Source organism: Bacillus sp. FSL R5-0434 (assembly GCF_038004745.1).
GTDB classification, from domain to species: Bacteria; Bacillota; Bacilli; order Bacillales; family Bacillaceae; genus Bacillus; species Bacillus halotolerans.
Window position 1 is genome coordinate 594,684 of the sequence record NZ_JBBORV010000001.1, and the last position, 15,315, is coordinate 609,998.

14 protein-coding genes and 2 pseudogenes are annotated in these 15,315 nt (G+C 43.9%); 10 read left to right on the top strand and 6 right to left on the bottom strand.

From position 1 onward, the window contains the following. Positions 1-18: 18 nt before the first annotated feature. A pseudogene (locus tag NYE43_RS03115) lies at positions 19-313 on the top strand (SDR family oxidoreductase); the annotation flags it as partial. A gap of 40 nt (positions 314-353) precedes the next feature. On the opposite strand, the gene NYE43_RS03120 reads toward NYE43_RS03115, so the two are convergent. The 3 genes and pseudogenes from NYE43_RS03120 to NYE43_RS03130 form a co-directional block, all read right to left on the bottom strand. Beyond that, complete coding sequence (locus tag NYE43_RS03120; protein ID WP_038954157.1) at positions 354-983, bottom strand: nitroreductase family protein; 630 nt, start codon at positions 981-983, stop codon at positions 354-356. Between the two features lie 15 nt (positions 984-998). Beyond that, positions 999-1,492 (bottom strand): annotated as a pseudogene (locus NYE43_RS03125) (MarR family transcriptional regulator). Between the two features lie 82 nt (positions 1,493-1,574). Beyond that, entirely contained in the window at positions 1,575-2,132 is a 558-nt protein-coding gene (locus NYE43_RS03130; protein WP_044161601.1) for a helix-turn-helix domain-containing protein, read from the bottom strand. A 118-nt stretch (positions 2,133-2,250) separates the two neighbouring features. Between NYE43_RS03130 and NYE43_RS03135 the strand changes: the two genes are divergently transcribed. The 3 genes from NYE43_RS03135 (at position 2,251) to NYE43_RS03145 (ending at position 4,700) form a co-directional block, all read left to right on the top strand. Continuing rightward, on the top strand, positions 2,251-2,976 hold the full coding sequence (locus NYE43_RS03135; protein WP_024120378.1) for an AzlC family ABC transporter permease: 726 nt from the start codon (positions 2,251-2,253) through the stop codon (positions 2,974-2,976). Beyond that, positions 2,973-3,296 carry an AzlD domain-containing protein gene (locus NYE43_RS03140; protein ID WP_024120379.1) on the top strand — a complete coding sequence of 108 codons (324 nt, stop codon included), beginning with the start codon at positions 2,973-2,975 and terminating at the stop codon, positions 3,294-3,296. Before NYE43_RS03135 ends, NYE43_RS03140 begins: the two co-directional genes overlap by 4 nt. Positions 3,297-3,494: 198 nt before the next feature. Further along, complete coding sequence (locus NYE43_RS03145) at positions 3,495-4,700, top strand: Bcr/CflA family efflux MFS transporter (RefSeq protein WP_024120381.1); 1,206 nt, start codon at positions 3,495-3,497, stop codon at positions 4,698-4,700. 40 nt (positions 4,701-4,740) lie between these two features. Here NYE43_RS03145 and NYE43_RS03150 read toward each other — a convergent pair whose 3' ends face one another. Next, on the bottom strand, positions 4,741-5,478 hold the full coding sequence (locus NYE43_RS03150) for a sulfite exporter TauE/SafE family protein (RefSeq protein WP_044161595.1): 738 nt from the start codon (positions 5,476-5,478) through the stop codon (positions 4,741-4,743). Between the two features lie 252 nt (positions 5,479-5,730). Here NYE43_RS03150 and NYE43_RS03155 point away from each other — a divergent pair, with 252 nt between their 5' ends. The 5 genes from NYE43_RS03155 to NYE43_RS03175 all read left to right on the top strand — a co-directional run bounded on the left by NYE43_RS03155 (position 5,731) and on the right by NYE43_RS03175 (position 11,065). Continuing rightward, positions 5,731-6,405, top strand: coding sequence for a GntR family transcriptional regulator (locus NYE43_RS03155; RefSeq protein WP_059291861.1), 675 nt, complete (start codon positions 5,731-5,733; stop codon positions 6,403-6,405). Between the two features lie 138 nt (positions 6,406-6,543). Beyond that, complete coding sequence (locus NYE43_RS03160; RefSeq protein WP_044161592.1) at positions 6,544-7,806, top strand: glycoside hydrolase family 18 protein; 1,263 nt, start codon at positions 6,544-6,546, stop codon at positions 7,804-7,806. Positions 7,807-8,010: 204 nt separating this feature from the next. Continuing rightward, a complete protein-coding gene (locus NYE43_RS03165; protein WP_024120384.1) occupies positions 8,011-8,142 on the top strand; it encodes a hypothetical protein in 132 nt (43 codons plus the stop codon). A 138-nt stretch (positions 8,143-8,280) separates the two neighbouring features. Next, complete coding sequence (locus NYE43_RS03170) at positions 8,281-9,465, top strand: macrolide family glycosyltransferase (protein ID WP_024120385.1); 1,185 nt, start codon at positions 8,281-8,283, stop codon at positions 9,463-9,465. Positions 9,466-9,853: 388 nt separating this feature from the next. Further along, positions 9,854-11,065, top strand: a complete 1,212-nt coding sequence (locus tag NYE43_RS03175; RefSeq protein WP_341060854.1) for a BclA C-terminal domain-containing protein — start codon at positions 9,854-9,856, stop codon at positions 11,063-11,065. Between the two features lie 610 nt (positions 11,066-11,675). On the opposite strand, the gene NYE43_RS03180 is transcribed toward NYE43_RS03175, so the two are convergent. Together NYE43_RS03180 and phoB are read right to left on the bottom strand one after the other, a co-directional pair. Beyond that, the gene (locus NYE43_RS03180) at positions 11,676-12,383 is read right to left on the bottom strand and encodes a membrane lipoprotein lipid attachment site-containing protein (RefSeq protein WP_341060856.1); all 708 of its coding nucleotides are present in this window, start codon (positions 12,381-12,383) and stop codon (positions 11,676-11,678) included. Positions 12,384-12,447: 64 nt separating this feature from the next. Next, positions 12,448-13,836 carry an alkaline phosphatase PhoB gene (phoB, locus tag NYE43_RS03185; protein ID WP_216394945.1) on the bottom strand — a complete coding sequence of 463 codons (1,389 nt, stop codon included), beginning with the start codon at positions 13,834-13,836 and terminating at the stop codon, positions 12,448-12,450. Positions 13,837-14,158: 322 nt separating this feature from the next. Between phoB and NYE43_RS03190 the strand changes: the two genes are divergently transcribed. Continuing rightward, on the top strand, positions 14,159-15,136 hold the full coding sequence (locus NYE43_RS03190; RefSeq protein WP_216394944.1) for an HD domain-containing protein: 978 nt from the start codon (positions 14,159-14,161) through the stop codon (positions 15,134-15,136). The last annotated feature ends 179 nt before the right edge of the window (positions 15,137-15,315 follow it).

Here is a 15,315-nt window from a genome sequence, read left to right on the forward strand (position 1 = left end):
TTCATTTGTTCATCACTCTTTTTTGTAAATGTAAAAGGCACGTTTTTCACCTGTCAGCAAGCAATGGAGGAACAGGGGAGAATCATCAACTTTCCCTACATCTGTTGTCGGTCAAATGTTTCCGACATACAGCATATGCGGGAACAAAAGGGCTTGGGCAATTCACCCGTCAGCTTGCCAAAGAATTAGCCGTGAAACAAATCACCATTAATGCGGTACCGGAAGATATCGCAAATGTGATTGAATTTTTAACGAGCGAACAATCCAATGGATCACAGACCAGACGATCCGTGTGAATGGCGGATTTATTTAAAATGAAAAAGCTCCCAAGAGTCATTCTTGGGAGCTTTGTTTTATTTCCATTCTGCAATAGTATCAATCGGCAGACGGTAGGAAGCGTATCCTTCGTCCGCAGCTTTTCCGATGGAAAGAAGCATAACAGGCACATAACGCTCTTTGTCTAATCCGAAGGCTTCCGCGATGTTTTCTTTATCGTAGCCGCCGATCGGGTTTGTGTCATAGCCGTGCGCGCGTGCAGTCAGCATAAGCTGCATAGAAACAAGGCCGCCGTCAATCAGGATCGTTTCACGGTTCACCTGAGCCGGAAGCTTTTCAAAATGTGCTGTCAGGGCAGCGATTTGTCTGTCTTTTACCTCCTGCGGCATGTAACCGAGCTCCACGGCTTTTGAATAAATGTCTTCTAAGTAGTCTGCATTGTTCATGTCTGCAAAAACAGCGATGACGGCAGATGAAGTTGTGACCTGTGTTTGGTTAAAGCTTGCTAGCGGCGCGAGCTTCTCTTTTCCTTCCGGGCTGTCGATGACGAGAAAACGCCATGGCTGCGCGTTGACAGAGGATGGCGCAGTTGTAGCTTCCTCTAGGATTTCTGTCATCTCTTCTTTGCTGATTTTCACTGTCGGATCATAATTGCGAATGGAACGGCGTCCTTTCATAATGTCCATAAAATCGTTTGTTTTGATCATGTTGATACACTCCTCTTAAGCTTCGATATTATTTATATTGTTTCGCATGCGCGCCAGCACATCAATGAGCAGGCGGCGTTCTTCTGCACTTACATTTGCGAGCATTTCGTTCATGAAACGCTCCTTTTCCTTCTTAGAAGACTCAATTCGCTCTCTTCCCTGGTCTGTTAACCGAACAAGGGTGATGCGGTTGTCCTCGGGCTTGCGCCGTCTTGATACCATGCCTTTGGCTTCAAGCTGTTTTAGGTGTCTTGTGACGGCCGCGCTGTCGATATTGACTTTCTTTTGAAGGTCGCTTTGACTGATCTCATCCGCATGATAAAGCAATGTCAGCAATTCCAAACGAGATTGGCTGATGCCCGTGCATGCCTCGAACTTCACGCCAATCACTTTGTTCACGCCTTGCAGCTGATATAAAATCTCGGCTTCCTCAGAACAAAATGATGCCAAAACCCATCCCTTCTTTCTTGTCAAAAAAATAATTGATATATCAATAATTGACACGTCAATTAATATACAACGATTGATTTCAATTTGCAAGCCTTTTGCATATTTGAAAAACCTCCCAACATATAAGTTGGGAGGTTTTTGTTATCCTTGCGGCTCAGGATAAAACATCAGCAGAAAAAAGCTGGCCGTTTTCTGTGATGAATTGATGTAGCTGTGCGGTGTGGATCCCGTAAACTGCATGGCGTCTCCTGGTACCAGCGAATGCTCCTGATCCTGCAGATTGACGGTTAACTCGCCTTCTTTGATTAAAATGTATTCTTCTCCTAAATGTGTTTTTGCTTCATGTATGCATCCCGGTTTCAGATCGACAACATAAATTTCAAACTTTGTTTCAGGGTTGTACGGAAAAAAGGGGTAAACAATGTAGTTTTCTTCATTATCTGTAACAGGTTCAATATCTTTAAGATTAATTTTTCTTACTTTCGGCTTGTCTTCTTTCAGAAAAACAGAAAAAGATACTTGCAGTCCATTTGCGATCTTCCAGAGAGTGGTGACAGTCGGGGTCGATTTTTCTTTCTCAATTTGTCCTAGCATCGCTTTGCTGACGCCCGTTAACTCAGAAACTTGATCAAGAGTCAGGTTTCTGCTTTTTCTGAGTTTGACAAGATTCTTTGCGATAATGGCTTGGATATCATCCATACATGTATCTCCTTACGTCATATTCGCTTTATTATAACATATTAAAATCAGCTATTACATACAGTTGTAAGCTATAACATATATGTGTATAATATGTTAGACGAGGAGGAGAAACAGAATGATATCAGAGAAGGAAATCACTCATGCCCCAACTTGCGAGCCATCGTTCTTACAAGGGTTTAAAGATTGTGTCCCGACGCTGATCGGCTACATCAGTATAGGTTTGGCTGCCGGAATCGTGGGAATTGCCTCGCATTTAAGCGTCCTTGAGATTACGCTGTTGTCAGGTTTGGTTTTTGCCGGCGGCTCCCAGTTCGTTATCTGTGCTTTGTTAGCAGCGAATAGTCCGATGTCCGCTATTATCCTGACAACGTTTATCGTAAATTTACGCAATTTTCTATTAAGTGCCGCGCTTGCTCCTCACTTTTCAAAGTATTCGCTAGTGAAAAATGTGGGGATCGGCATGATGGTGACAGATGAGTCATTCGGTGTTGCTTCAAATAAGATTGTAAAAAAAGAACCAATTAGTGATCGATGGATGTTCGGTTTAAATCTCACTGCATATGCGTGCTGGGTGCTCTCTTGTGTGGCAGGGGCAGTCTTTGGTAAATGGATTACCGATCCGGAAACGTTCGGACTCGATTTTGCGGTGACGGCTATGTTTTTAGCATTGCTGATTTTGCAGATGGAACATGTTGTGCCTGCAAAGATTAAACACTATGTATCTCTCATTATTTATATGGTGATTGCGATGATTGTTTTCTCTTTCTTTATGCCGTCACATCTCGCTGTGATTATTTCAACGATCATCGTAGCGACAATCGGGGTGGTGACAGATAAATGAGCGTAAATACATACATCCTGATGGTGATTATCGGCTGCGCGCTGGTCACAATGATTCCCCGCGTGATTCCATTTTTAGTTGTACGGAATATTTCCTTGCCGGAGCCTGTGCTGAAATGGCTCTCCTATGTGCCGGTTTGTATATTGACGGCACTTGTTGTGAAGGATTGCATGATTCAATCCAATGATTCTCTGAAATTGAATTGGCAGGCAGCAGTTGTATTGATTCCTACTCTATTGATTGCACTGAAAACAAAAAGTTTATCTATGACAGTCATCAGCGGTGTTGTTCTTATGGCCGGCTTGCGCTTATGGGTATAAAACAGCTGCTTACATCAAAACTCACGATATCAGGGGGAAGCAAACCCTGGTATTTTTTGTGTCTCTGATTCAATCTTTAAGCGGCTTTCACTGGCTGAAAGTTATGGTACAATATACAAATGTTTTACAGCTTCAATCAATTGTTGGAGTGACATCTGTTTCAGATAAATAATAGATTGAAGGGAAGGTTTTGATAGAATGCTGCAAAATCCAACTGGAAAAGAGCGTTTGGCATTGGCATTTCTGCTCGGCATGCTTGCTATATTGGGCCCGCTTAATATAGATATGTATTTGCCTAGTTTTCCTGACATTGCCGATGATTTATCGGCCAGTGCCTCGCTTGTACAGTTAAGTTTAACAGCCTGTCTGATCGGGCTTACCATCGGCCAGGTGATTGTCGGGCCGGTCAGTGATGCGCAGGGAAGACGGAAACCGCTATTAATCTGTATTTTCTTATTTGCGTTATCTTCTCTGTTCTGTGCGCTTTCACCAAACATTACAACACTAGTGGCAGCCCGTTTTTTACAGGGGATTACGGCCTCTGCAGGACTTGTGCTGTCTCGGGCAATCGTGCGGGATGTGTTCACAGGGAGAGAGCTTTCTAAATTTTTCTCACTGTTAATGGTGATTACCGCAGTCGCGCCAATGATAGCGCCAATGACAGGCGGTGCTCTTTTATTGCTGCCGTTTGCAACGTGGCATACGATTTTTCACTTTTTAACGATCATCGGATTTGTGCTTGTACTGATTATTGCGCTGAGGTTAAAAGAAACATTGCCGCCAGAAAAGCGGATTCCAAGCTCAATTGGAACATCAGTCAGAACAATGGGGAGCCTGCTGAAGGATCGTTCTTTTATGGGCTACGCGTTAACTGTCGGATTTGTTCACGGAGGAAGCTTTGCTTATGTATCCGGTACGCCTTTTGTGTACCAGGATATTTACGGGGTGTCGCCGCAGGTATTTAGTATTTTATTCGGCATTAACGGCCTGGCGATTATTACGGGAAGCTTTATTATCGGGCGCTTTGGCGGAATCATTCATGAAAAAAGCCTGCTCCGCATGGCGGTCATTACAGCTATGATCGCGACTGCCGTGCTATTAACGATGACGATGATTCACGGTCCTCTCGCTGCATTGGTCATCTCTATTTTTGTCTATATGATTACGATCGGCATGGTTCTGACGAGCACATTTACGCTGGCCATGGAAAAACAGGGGCACCGCGCCGGAAGTGCAAGTGCGCTGCTGGGAATGCTCCCGCTGCTCCTTGGCTCCATCGTTTCGCCGCTTGTGGGCATTGATGAGACGACAGCTGTTCCGATGGGAGCAATCATGTTTGTTACAGCAGTTATCGGTTCGCTCGCCTTTTTTAGATTAACTAAAGAGAGCGTGAAGCAGAATTAATCAAAAAAACCTGACGGCATGTCAGGTTTTTTTGATTTTATTAAAATAGCAAAAGCAGGCCGGCGATGGCCGGAGTCAAAAAGATTGCGGATTTCAAGACGGCCTTTGGCATGAGATTGGTGAATTTCGCGCCGACATACGCACCGCACATGGTTCCGATCAAGACTTTGACCAGCAATACATAATCAACAAATCCTTCCGTGATATACCCTATGCCTCCTCCTACAGCAAGAGGGATAATGACAAGCATCGTCGTTCCGACAGAATGACGGATGGAAAGGTTCAGCATAATCATTAAACCGATCTGGATAAAAGGAGCAGAACCGATGCCGAATGTGCCGGAAAGTATGCCTGATACGATTCCTAAAATCACGGCTTTTGTGTACATTGAAACATTGCTTTGATTCCCTTGAGGTTTTTCTTTTAAAATAAATAATCTGATTAAAATGAGAATCGCTGATAAAAATAACATTCCCGCTGTCAAATAATGAAGCAAATCGGCCGGAATAAAAGATGTCAGCTTTGCCCCGAAAAATGACCCGACGGCAGCAAAGCATCCGACCGTTAAACCGATTTTCAATTGGATGTTGCCTTCCCGGTAATGGCTGTAGGCCCCTGATAAGCTGGTGAAAGCCATACCGGCGAGGGAAGTGCCTAAAGCTGTATGAATCGGAATATGAAAAACCAGGGTTAAAAGAGCAATAACAAAGCCGGCTCCCCCGGCACCAATAAAGCCTAAAATGATTCCGAGAAGAAACATAACAAGAATAATGAGCATATTTTTTCCTCCATTATATTCTGAGCTGTAAATGTAATGAATCTGAGTGATTGTAGCTGAGGCGAAGTGTCCGGCAGCCGATGAGAGGATTATCTCACTGGTTTACAGTAGTCTGTCGACCGTCGTTTAGCAAAAATATCGTACCGCAAATTTTGGAATTTGACAAGGCAGTTTGTTGCTTCCCTTTATCATCTGTTATATGATTTTGATGAAGAACAGCCCCTGAATCTATTCAAAAGAGGTATTATTTATATGGATGATTTTAAATTAGACAAGCCGACTCCTTATTACCTGCAATTTTATTTCCAGCTGAAAAAAATGATTTTTAACGGGACTTTTAAGCCGGGGGAACGGATCAATGAAACACAGCTGGCTAAAAGTTTCGGCGTCAGCCGCTCTCCGATACGGGAAGCTATGCGGCTGCTTGAGAAAGACGGCTTGTTAAGAGCAGATGACCGGAATGGATTTTCAATCGCTTCTTTAACCGCTAAAGATGTAGATGAAATTTATAAAATCAGAATTCCTCTCGAACTGCTTGCTGTCGAATTGGTCATAGACGAAGCGAATGACGAAGAGCTTCAAACGCTTGAAAAACAGCTTGAAGAAACAGAAAACGCTATTCGTAACGGAGCGGAAGAAACTGAAATGATCAGCTTAAACCAAAAGTTTCACCAGCTGCTTGTCGATTTTAGCCATAACAGGCATTTAAAAAACTTGCTTGAGCATGTAAACGATCTGATTCACTTTTGCAGAATCCTTAATTATAAAGGGGACAACCGCCCTGAAACGATCCTGCGTGAACACCGCAGCATATTTGAAGAAGTAAAAAAGAGAAACAAAGAAGCAGCTAAAGAACATATGATGGCTCATTTCAATCATGATTCAGAACATTTGAAGCGTGTGCTTGAAGAAGGAAAAGAAAATTAAATGACATGTACAGATACCGAGGATGAGTCCTTGGTATTTTTTATTGCTCTCATCACTTTAATAAATCGAAAATCATATATAAGGAAGCCCATTAATAAGATTCTATGATGATTGACTAACGAATAATGGGGGTTAGACATGTTTATCCATATCGTCCGGCCGGGTGATTCTTTGTTTTCCATAGGCAGAAGATACGGTGCTTCTGTTGATCAAATACGGGGTGTAAATGGTTTAGAAGAAACGAATATTGTGCCGGGGCAGGCTCTGCTCATCCCTCTTTATGTATATACAGTACAGCCGGGAGACACGCTGGCAGCTATTGCAGCAAAAGCGTTTGTTCCGGCAGAACGGCTAAGAGCCGCAAATCCCGCTATAAATCCAAATGCCTTGCAAGCAGGAATGAGACTGACGATTCCTAATATCTCAAACTATATTGCGGGAACGTTAAGCTTTTACGTGCTCCGCAATCCGGATCTAGATCGCGATTTAATCAATGATTACGCCCCGTATTCGTCTTCGATTTCCATTTTCGAATACCATATTGCGCCTAATGGCGACATTGCAAACCAATTGAATGACGCAGCCGCTATTGAAACCACATGGAGAAGACGGGTGACGCCGCTTGCTACAATAACAAATCTGACCTCAGCAGGCTTCAGCACGGAACTCGTACACCAAGTGTTAAACAATCCAACTGCAAGAACCAATCTGGTTAACAATATTTATAACTTGGTATCCACAAGGGGATATGGCGGCGTGACGATCGATTTTGAACAAGTGAGCGCTGCAGATCGGGATCTGTTCACAGGATTTTTGCGTCAGCTGAGAGATCGTCTGCAGCCGGGAGGGTATGTGCTGACCATAGCGGTTCCGGCAAAAACAAGCGATGATATTCCGTGGCTGAGGGGCTATGATTACGGAGGGATTGGAGCGGTTGTCAATTATATGTTTATCATGGCGTATGACTGGCATCATGCGGGAAGCGAGCCGGGGCCTGTTGCGCCGATTACTGAAATAAGAAGAACAATTGAATTTGCGATTGCCCAGGTGCCGCGGAGAAAAATCATCATCGGAGTCCCGCTCTACGGCTACAATTGGATCATCCCTTACCAGCCGGGAACAGTGGCTTCAGCTATCTCAAATCAAAAATCAATTGAAACAGCGATGAGGTACCAAGCACCCATTCAATATTCAAACGAATATCAATCGCCATTTTTTCGCTACAGAGATGAGCAGGGACGGACGCATGAAGTATGGTTTGAAGATGTCAGGAGCATGAGCCAAAAGATGCTGATCGTCCGAGAATATGGATTACAAGCAATTGGCGCCTGGCAGTTAACACTCGGATTCACACCAGCTCCGTGGCTTCTGCGGAAATTTTTTACGATCAGAAAGGTTTAAGGGCACCGGGCACGGTGTCTTTTTAGTGATGTTTTAAGCGGCTGCTGAATGCTTTTACCGTCTCAGCCTGCCTTGCGTTGTTTCTCGCATCGTGCATTATCTCTAAGCTGCTTCGTTAAAGTCAGATGATAATCGTTCACGGTGTTGAAATATAAGAAGCAGATAAATGCCATTCTCACACAAAGGAGGACATAGGCGTATTTTTTGACTGCGGTGCTTCGAGCAGCCCTGAGTTCCCGACATATTGTCATTTCACTGGCTGGCAGCGCTGGCGATATCCTTTATCGTAACGGATTGATCGCCGTAAAACCGCATCAGCCTAAAGCGGCAGAATAATTCGATCATTTGTCACTTGCATGGCGTCAGTCTCCCCCATTATGATCGATAGTGAGAACTATCATCAGTCTAATCAGGCACAAATTGCATATCATCTTATGAACGCTTACGGAATATGAGTGAGAGGAAGTTGTCAGAATGAAAAAAGTATTGATCCTGAATTTCCCAGCTGAAGGCCATGTAAATCCTACATTAGGCATTACGAAAGCCTTTGCCGATCGAGGATATGATGTCCACTATATATCCACTGAAAAATATAAAGAAAGATTAGAAGCGGTGGGAGCGACTGTCCACCTTCATCAGGATTTGCTGAGAACAACACCTATTCATGTCGCTTCGCCAAATGGCATTCTTGATTTCCTGAAAATACATATCAAAACCTCACTGGACATTTTACATGTCGTAAAAGAGTTGTCAAAAAGCATCCAATTTGACTTTGTTTATTATGATAAATTCGGTGCGGGAGAGCTGGTCAGAGATTATCTCAACATCCCGGGCATCTCTTCATCTGCTTCCTTCTTATTCGATGAAGAGCATTTAAAGGTATTGCCTCTGCATCCGGATTCAGAAGTGCCTTTACAATTGGATAAAGAGTGTGAAGATCTATTATTAGAGATGAAACAAAATTATGGTGTATCACCTGAAAATATGGTTCAATTCATGAATAATAAAGGTGAATTAAATGTAGTGTACACAAGCCGATATTTTCAGCCGGAAAGCCATCGTTTCGGCAATGAATTTCTGTTTATCGGTCCAAGCTTTCCAAAGAGAGCGGAAAAAACTGATTTCCCAATTGAGAAATTGAAAGATGAGAAAGTCATCTATATTTCAATGGGGACTGTATTAGACGAAACTGAAGAGTTTTTCAACTTATGTATAGATGCTTTTTCTGATGTCGAGGGCAAGGTCGTGATAGCTGCGGGAGAAAAAGCTGATCTGACAAGATTAAAGCAAGCGCCAGAGAACTTTATCATTGCTTCATATGTGCCTCAATTGGAAGTGCTGGAACAATCAGATGTTTTCATCACTCACGGAGGAATGAACAGTGTAAATGAAGGCATTCATTTTAACGTTCCTCTAGTTGTAATGCCGCACGATAAGGACCAGCCAATGGTGGCCCAGCGGCTGACTGAATTACAATCAGGTTATACAGTATCTAAAGATCATGTAACCGCGCAGTCTTTAAAACATGCAGTGGAAGAAGTGTTGAATAACGACCGGTATAAGGAAGGGATTCAAAAAATCAATCAAAGCTTTCAGGATTGCATGAATATGGAAGAGGTAATGGAGCGGATTGATCAATTTATAGATCAGAGAAAATAAACAGCAAAAAATACATTTGGATGATATAAGAAAAAAGAGTGAGATGAAAATGGTCTCACTCTTTTTTACTGATAGGGTCTTACAGGCATTGTGACAATAACCGGATTCATTTTGCGGGATCAGAGATTTTAGCAAAAGGATTATAAATTTGTATGGGCTCATTTTCTGGGAACGGCAGGGCAGCAGGAGGAATACTTTCGCATTCATTCACACTCAAAATCATTTTTCATATTATGAATAAGTGTATGGAAAATTATGTATCGAAAGGATGTGGATATAAATTATGTCTCGAAAGCCGTCACATAGGTGCCCTTACTGTGGATCTAACTCTTCAAGCCCCAGTTGTAGAGTAGGCCCTAAAAAAAATCCTGAGCCTAAACATTCATGTATGTGCTGCTGCTGCGTAAGGGGAGTAATAGGGCCGCAGGGACCACGCGGATTACGCGGTATTCCAGGCAGTATTGGAGCCACAGGACCACAAGGACCACAAGGACCACCGGGGCTGCCAGGGCTGCCCGGAGCAACAGGGGCCACAGGACCACCAGGACTGGCCGGGGCTACGGGAGCCACAGGACCACCAGGGCCGGCCGGAGCAACAGGAGTCACGGGAGCCACAGGAGACGCCGGACCAGCCGGAGCAACGGGAGCCACAGGAGCTACCGGGGATGCCGGACCAGCCGGAGCCACAGGAGCAACGGGAGCCACAGGAGCAACCGGGGACGCCGGACCAGCCGGAGCCACAGGAGCAACGGGAGCCACAGGAGCAACCGGGGATGCCGGACCAGCCGGAGCGACGGGAGCGACGGGAGCAACAGGGGACGCCGGACCAGCCGGAGCCACGGGAGCGACGGGGGACACCGGACCAGCCGGAGCAACGGGAGCGACGGGAGCAACAGGGGACGCCGGACCAGCCGGAGCCACGGGAGCGACGGGAGCAACAGGGGACGCCGGACCAGCCGGAGCGACGGGAGCTACAGGGGACGCCGGACCAGCCGGACCAGCCGGAGCCACGGGAGCTACAGGAGACGCCGGACCAGCTGGAGCCACAGGAGCAACCGGGGACGCCGGACCAGCCGGAGCCACAGGAGCCACAGGAGCAACGGGAGCAACGGGAGCCACAGGAGACGCCGGACCAGCCGGAGTCACGGGAGCGACGGGAGCGACGGGAGCCACAGGCACAGGAGCAGCTGGGTTATCCGAATACGGGTATATTTATAACTTAAGCGCTCAAACGGTAGCTATAGAGGCTGATGTCATTTTTGATTCAACAGGGATAACCACCCCTGGAATTACACATGCCCCCGGAACTTCTCAAATTGCAATTACCACTCCGGGAGACTATGAGGTCACTTTTTCTGTTTCGGGAGTAGAGCCTAACCAATTCACACTATTTTTAAATGGTGCGCCGATTACGAATACAGTCTACGGTTCAGGTGCAGGTACTCAGCAAAACAACGGTCAGGCTATTATAGCCATAGCAGCCGGCGATGTTCTAACTCTTCGAAATCATACGTCCGCTGCCGCAGTGACTCTCCAGACTTTGGCAGGAGGCACACAACCTAACGTAAACGCTTCAATTGTAATTAAAAAATTAGATTAACAATTAGCACTGTGTCATGAACAAACAAAAAGTACTCTATTGATCTTACTAGTACTTATATTTCAGCAGTGCTTTTTTTGACCTATTTATGTGATCATACAAACGCTCCAAGTTCTTTTTATCTCAGATATTTATTTTGTATGGGGAGAAGAGACAAATACTGAATTTCATAACTCACTGACAGACTTTTATCACTATAGGAAAGAAAAAGAAGCTCGATTAACTTTATTTCCTTCCAGTGAGAACTGGGATAGGGTGTGTAAAACAAAAAAAACGATATCGTACAAATGAGCAGACATACCTTATTTTATCGGTTAAACGATTCTTCGGAGGGTTGCAGCATCTAAAGAATTAACGAAGAAACGATTACAAACAGCTCGTTATTTAATGGTGTATATTCGGTGGCAACTAAAGGTTTTGGGTATGCCATCACCAAGGTGGGCTAGTGATATTAACAATTTATCATCGGTAAAACCAGCTCAAAAGTTAGGGTTTGACGACAGATAAAGTATTCTGTTTTCGCAAAAAATAAGATCATATCAAATTGGCATACAAGGTGACTGTTTAGCTTCTCCGATATACAAAAACCTTCCGAGTTGGAAGGCAATTATTAAAATGCAATTTTGATCTTTTGAGAATCAGTGATTTTCTTATGGTTTTGGTCAAAAACGTCACTTGTTGTGATTTCAATCCATTTGATCTCTTTTTTCTTCTTCTCAGCTGATGGTTCATCATGAGCATGTCCGCTTGCTGCGTTTACAATAAAGCCGAGATTGCCGGATTTTTCGGCGCCGCCTTCTAATTCACCATTCAACTCTTCGAGGTACATGTCTTTATTCCAATCAAAGGTTTCACCTGTATTTGTTTTCATCAATGCAATCGGGGCAAAATTCACTTTCTCGGAAGAAGTGTTTTTGATATCAACGAAAACTTTAACGAAATCAAACTCTTCATCGTGTGTTAATACATGAAAATAATCAATCATGCTGTAATCCGGACGTAAGTGGATCAGCTTCATTTCTTTTACCGTTAACTCTACGTTTCCAATCTTATAAGTTTGATTGACTTGTTTGATATCTTTTAAGACGGCTTCACCTTTGTCATCAGAAAACGTTTGATTTACCTTCAGCAATGACCGGTCATCTGTTACCTGTGAATTAGGCTGATACTCATCTATACTGTCCTTTTGAGACGAAGTGCTTTGCGGTGTGGCTTTTGCTGTTTGCTCTCCGGCTGTATTTTGTTTTTCAGAATCGGCGTTTGATGAACAGCCCGCAAGCATGACGATAAAAAATAAGATCGATAGAATCTTTTTCATCATGAGTCCTCCATTAAAAAGAGAGCCCGTTCCTTATACAAGCAACGGGACATCTTGTATTCTCTTACTTATCTTTAATCTTAATGTTGTATTGTAAAGCGTCGAAAACATTTTTGGCGATTTCAGTATTATCGATTTGGCCGGAAAACTTCTCACTGGACGGTCCGTACGCATAGACAGGAACATCCTCGCCGGTATGTCCGCTTGTTGTCCATCCTGTGTGGGAGCGTTTATTGAAAATCTCCTCAATCGCATTATCGATATCAAGGACTTCCTTCGATTTTGCCGCTTTTTCAACAGATTGAATTTCAGATGCAGTTAAAGCTAATTTCTTTTGATCAATATACGTTTTTAATGTTTTTTCAACATCTGCGCCGCCGGCGATTTTTTCTGCCATAAAGTCAGGCGTGCGTTTTGCCGCTTTAATTGGCTCACTGAACCAGTTGTAAATGCCGTCCGCACCGATGGAGTACCCGCCGGTTGAGTGGTCAGCCGTTGCGACAACCAATGTATGCTTGTCTTTTTTAGCGAAATCGATCGCTGCCTTGTAGGCTTGTTCAAAGTCTTCCATCTCACTCATGGCGCCGACAATATCATTGTCATGCCCCGCCCAGTCAATCTGGCTTCCTTCAACCATGAGGAAGAAACCGTCTTTGTCCTTGCTTAATTTTTTGAGAGCTGTGTTTGTCATGTCTTTTAATGAAGGAATATCCTTCGTGCGGTCGATCTTTTTAGGCAGGCCGCCGTCAGCGAATAGGCCGAGAACTTGGCTGTCCTTGTTTTTCAGCAGGTCCTTGCGGTTATCCACATAGCTGTATCCCGCTTTTTTGAATTCCTTTACCAAATTACGGTCCTTGCGGTCAAAATTGCTTTTTCCTCCGCCTAGAAGGACATCGATTTTGTGCTTGCCGTTCACCATTTCATCAAAATAGTCGTCTGCAATAGAATTCATGTTTTTCCGGCTGTGATCATGTGAGCCGAAAGAAGCCGGAGTGGCGTGAGTAATCTCTGAAGTGGCGACAAGGCCGGTCGATTTTCCTTTTTCTTTTGCCGCTTCAAGAACTGTTTTGACCTCTGAACCGTCATTATCCACTGCAATTGCATTATTATATGTTTTAACCCCAGCTGACATAGCGGTTGCGGCAGAAGCAGAATCCGTTACATTTTGTTCAGGGTCTTCAGGGTAAGTAGTCTGCTGGCCGACAAGGTACTGGTCAAAAGCTGTAGGCTCAACAACCTTAGTCTTTTTATTATCCTTTAAGTAACGGTGAGCGGACGTATAAGACACACCCATCCCATCACCGATCAAGACGATGACATTCTTAATTTCGTTTTGATTCCCCTTTTTCTTTTCCTGGGCGCTGGCTTCAGGTACGCTGCCGCTGACTAGGCTGCTGAACGCAATAGATGATAACACCGCAATAGGCAGCAGCTTCTTCGGGAATTTTTTCAACTGAATAACCTCCTAAAAATATGATCCTCAATGACAAACCCATTATATTTTTAAAGTGTTAAGCTAGTATTAATCGATTTTAAAGATTGAGTTTACAAGAATACAAGGAAATGAAAAGGCAGTGCCGAAAGTAAATATGATGTGCAAATCTGACCGGCTAGTGATTATGTATGTGACTAGAAGATGTCAATCAATCCCTTGATATAGAACTCAAAAAGAAATCGAGTTTGCTAGAGGTAATATTTCTTACTGAGGGGATATTAAAGGAAAACATGTGACCGGCAATGCACCCGAAGAAGAGAATAGATGTTGAGGTGACAGTATGGAAATAAACGATGTGCTTTACGGCAGGCATCAAATAGACGGAGTACTGGAAGAACTCATAAAAAGCGCGCCCGTGCAAAGATTAAAAGGGGTTTATCAAGGCGGCGCCAGCTTTTTAGTCAATCCAAAGTGGAATGTGACCCGGTATGAGCACTCCATTGGCGTTATGCTTCTAATCAAAAGGTTGGGGGGAACCATAGAAGAGCAGATCGCGGGTCTTCTCCACGATGTGTCGCACACAGCATTTTCTCATGTAATCGATTTTGTATTTGAAAATGAAGCGGAAGATTATCATGAAAACATTTTTCAACAAGTCATTGACCAATCCGAGATCCCTGGAATTCTAAAAAAACACGGTTATGATGCCGACGGTCTTTTATTAAATGATACAAGATGGACACTGCTCGAACAGCCCGCACCGGAGCTGTGTGCTGATCGCATAGACTACACGCTGCGTGACATGTATCAATATGGACAGATCACGCTCCGCGAAGCAGAAATCTTTTTAGATCGCCTCATTGTGAGAAACGGAAGGGTGTTTCCAGATAGTATCGGAACAGCCGAATGGTTCGTGCGAGTGTATTACAAGGAAGTAATCGATTTCTTTATGCACCCAGTGAATGTATATGGATATGAATACTTAACGCGAACGCTGAAGGCTGCGCTGCAGCACAATGTCATCGCCGCCGAAGATTTGCTGAAAACAGACCAAGAGGTGTTAGACATCCTGCATTCATCAGAAAATGAAGAAGTACGGAGACTGCTTGAAAAAATACATCCTCACATACAAGTAAAAGAGGATGACATTCATTACGATTTTCATCGAAAAAAGAAAATGCGTCTCATCGACCCTTCTGTTTTCCATCATAATGAATGGATCACATCCTCATCAGTATCTCAAAACATCAGAAAAATGGGAGAGACCGCTTATCAGAAAGCAAAAAAAGGCGTGTATGTCAAAGTAATCGAAAACTAACCGAAGCCGCGCAACCGCGGCTTTTATCCACCGCGTTTTATTCTGCGGATCACGGGGAATAGGACAAACAGCAGCATATTTTATGAGAATATCAGCGCATTTACATACCATCCGGGGGTATAGTATTCTTGAAAAGATCATGTTTGACAGGCAGATGTGAAGGCCATTCTGTTTCTGCG

Bases quoted from the DNA above. Each gene is read 5' to 3' on its own strand.
- NYE43_RS03120 (WP_038954157.1), bottom strand. From the start codon at position 983: ATGATCAAAACAAACGATTTTATGGACATTATGAAAGGACGCCGTTCC.
- NYE43_RS03190 (WP_216394944.1), top strand. From the start codon at position 14,159: ATGGAAATAAACGATGTGCTTTACGGCAGGCATCAAATAGACGGAGTA.
- NYE43_RS03170 (WP_024120385.1), top strand. From the start codon at position 8,281: ATGAAAAAAGTATTGATCCTGAATTTCCCAGCTGAAGGCCATGTAAAT.
- NYE43_RS03145 (WP_024120381.1), top strand. From the start codon at position 3,495: ATGCTGCAAAATCCAACTGGAAAAGAGCGTTTGGCATTGGCATTTCTG.
- NYE43_RS03140 (WP_024120379.1), top strand. From the start codon at position 2,973: ATGAGCGTAAATACATACATCCTGATGGTGATTATCGGCTGCGCGCTG.
- NYE43_RS03150 (WP_044161595.1), bottom strand. From the start codon at position 5,478: ATGCTCATTATTCTTGTTATGTTTCTTCTCGGAATCATTTTAGGCTTT.
- NYE43_RS03155 (WP_059291861.1), top strand. From the start codon at position 5,731: ATGGATGATTTTAAATTAGACAAGCCGACTCCTTATTACCTGCAATTT.
- NYE43_RS03160 (WP_044161592.1), top strand. From the start codon at position 6,544: ATGTTTATCCATATCGTCCGGCCGGGTGATTCTTTGTTTTCCATAGGC.
- NYE43_RS03180 (WP_341060856.1), bottom strand. From the start codon at position 12,383: ATGAAAAAGATTCTATCGATCTTATTTTTTATCGTCATGCTTGCGGGC.
- NYE43_RS03175 (WP_341060854.1), top strand. From the start codon at position 9,854: ATGTGCTGCTGCTGCGTAAGGGGAGTAATAGGGCCGCAGGGACCACGC.
- NYE43_RS03130 (WP_044161601.1), bottom strand. From the start codon at position 2,132: ATGGATGATATCCAAGCCATTATCGCAAAGAATCTTGTCAAACTCAGA.
- NYE43_RS03135 (WP_024120378.1), top strand. From the start codon at position 2,251: ATGATATCAGAGAAGGAAATCACTCATGCCCCAACTTGCGAGCCATCG.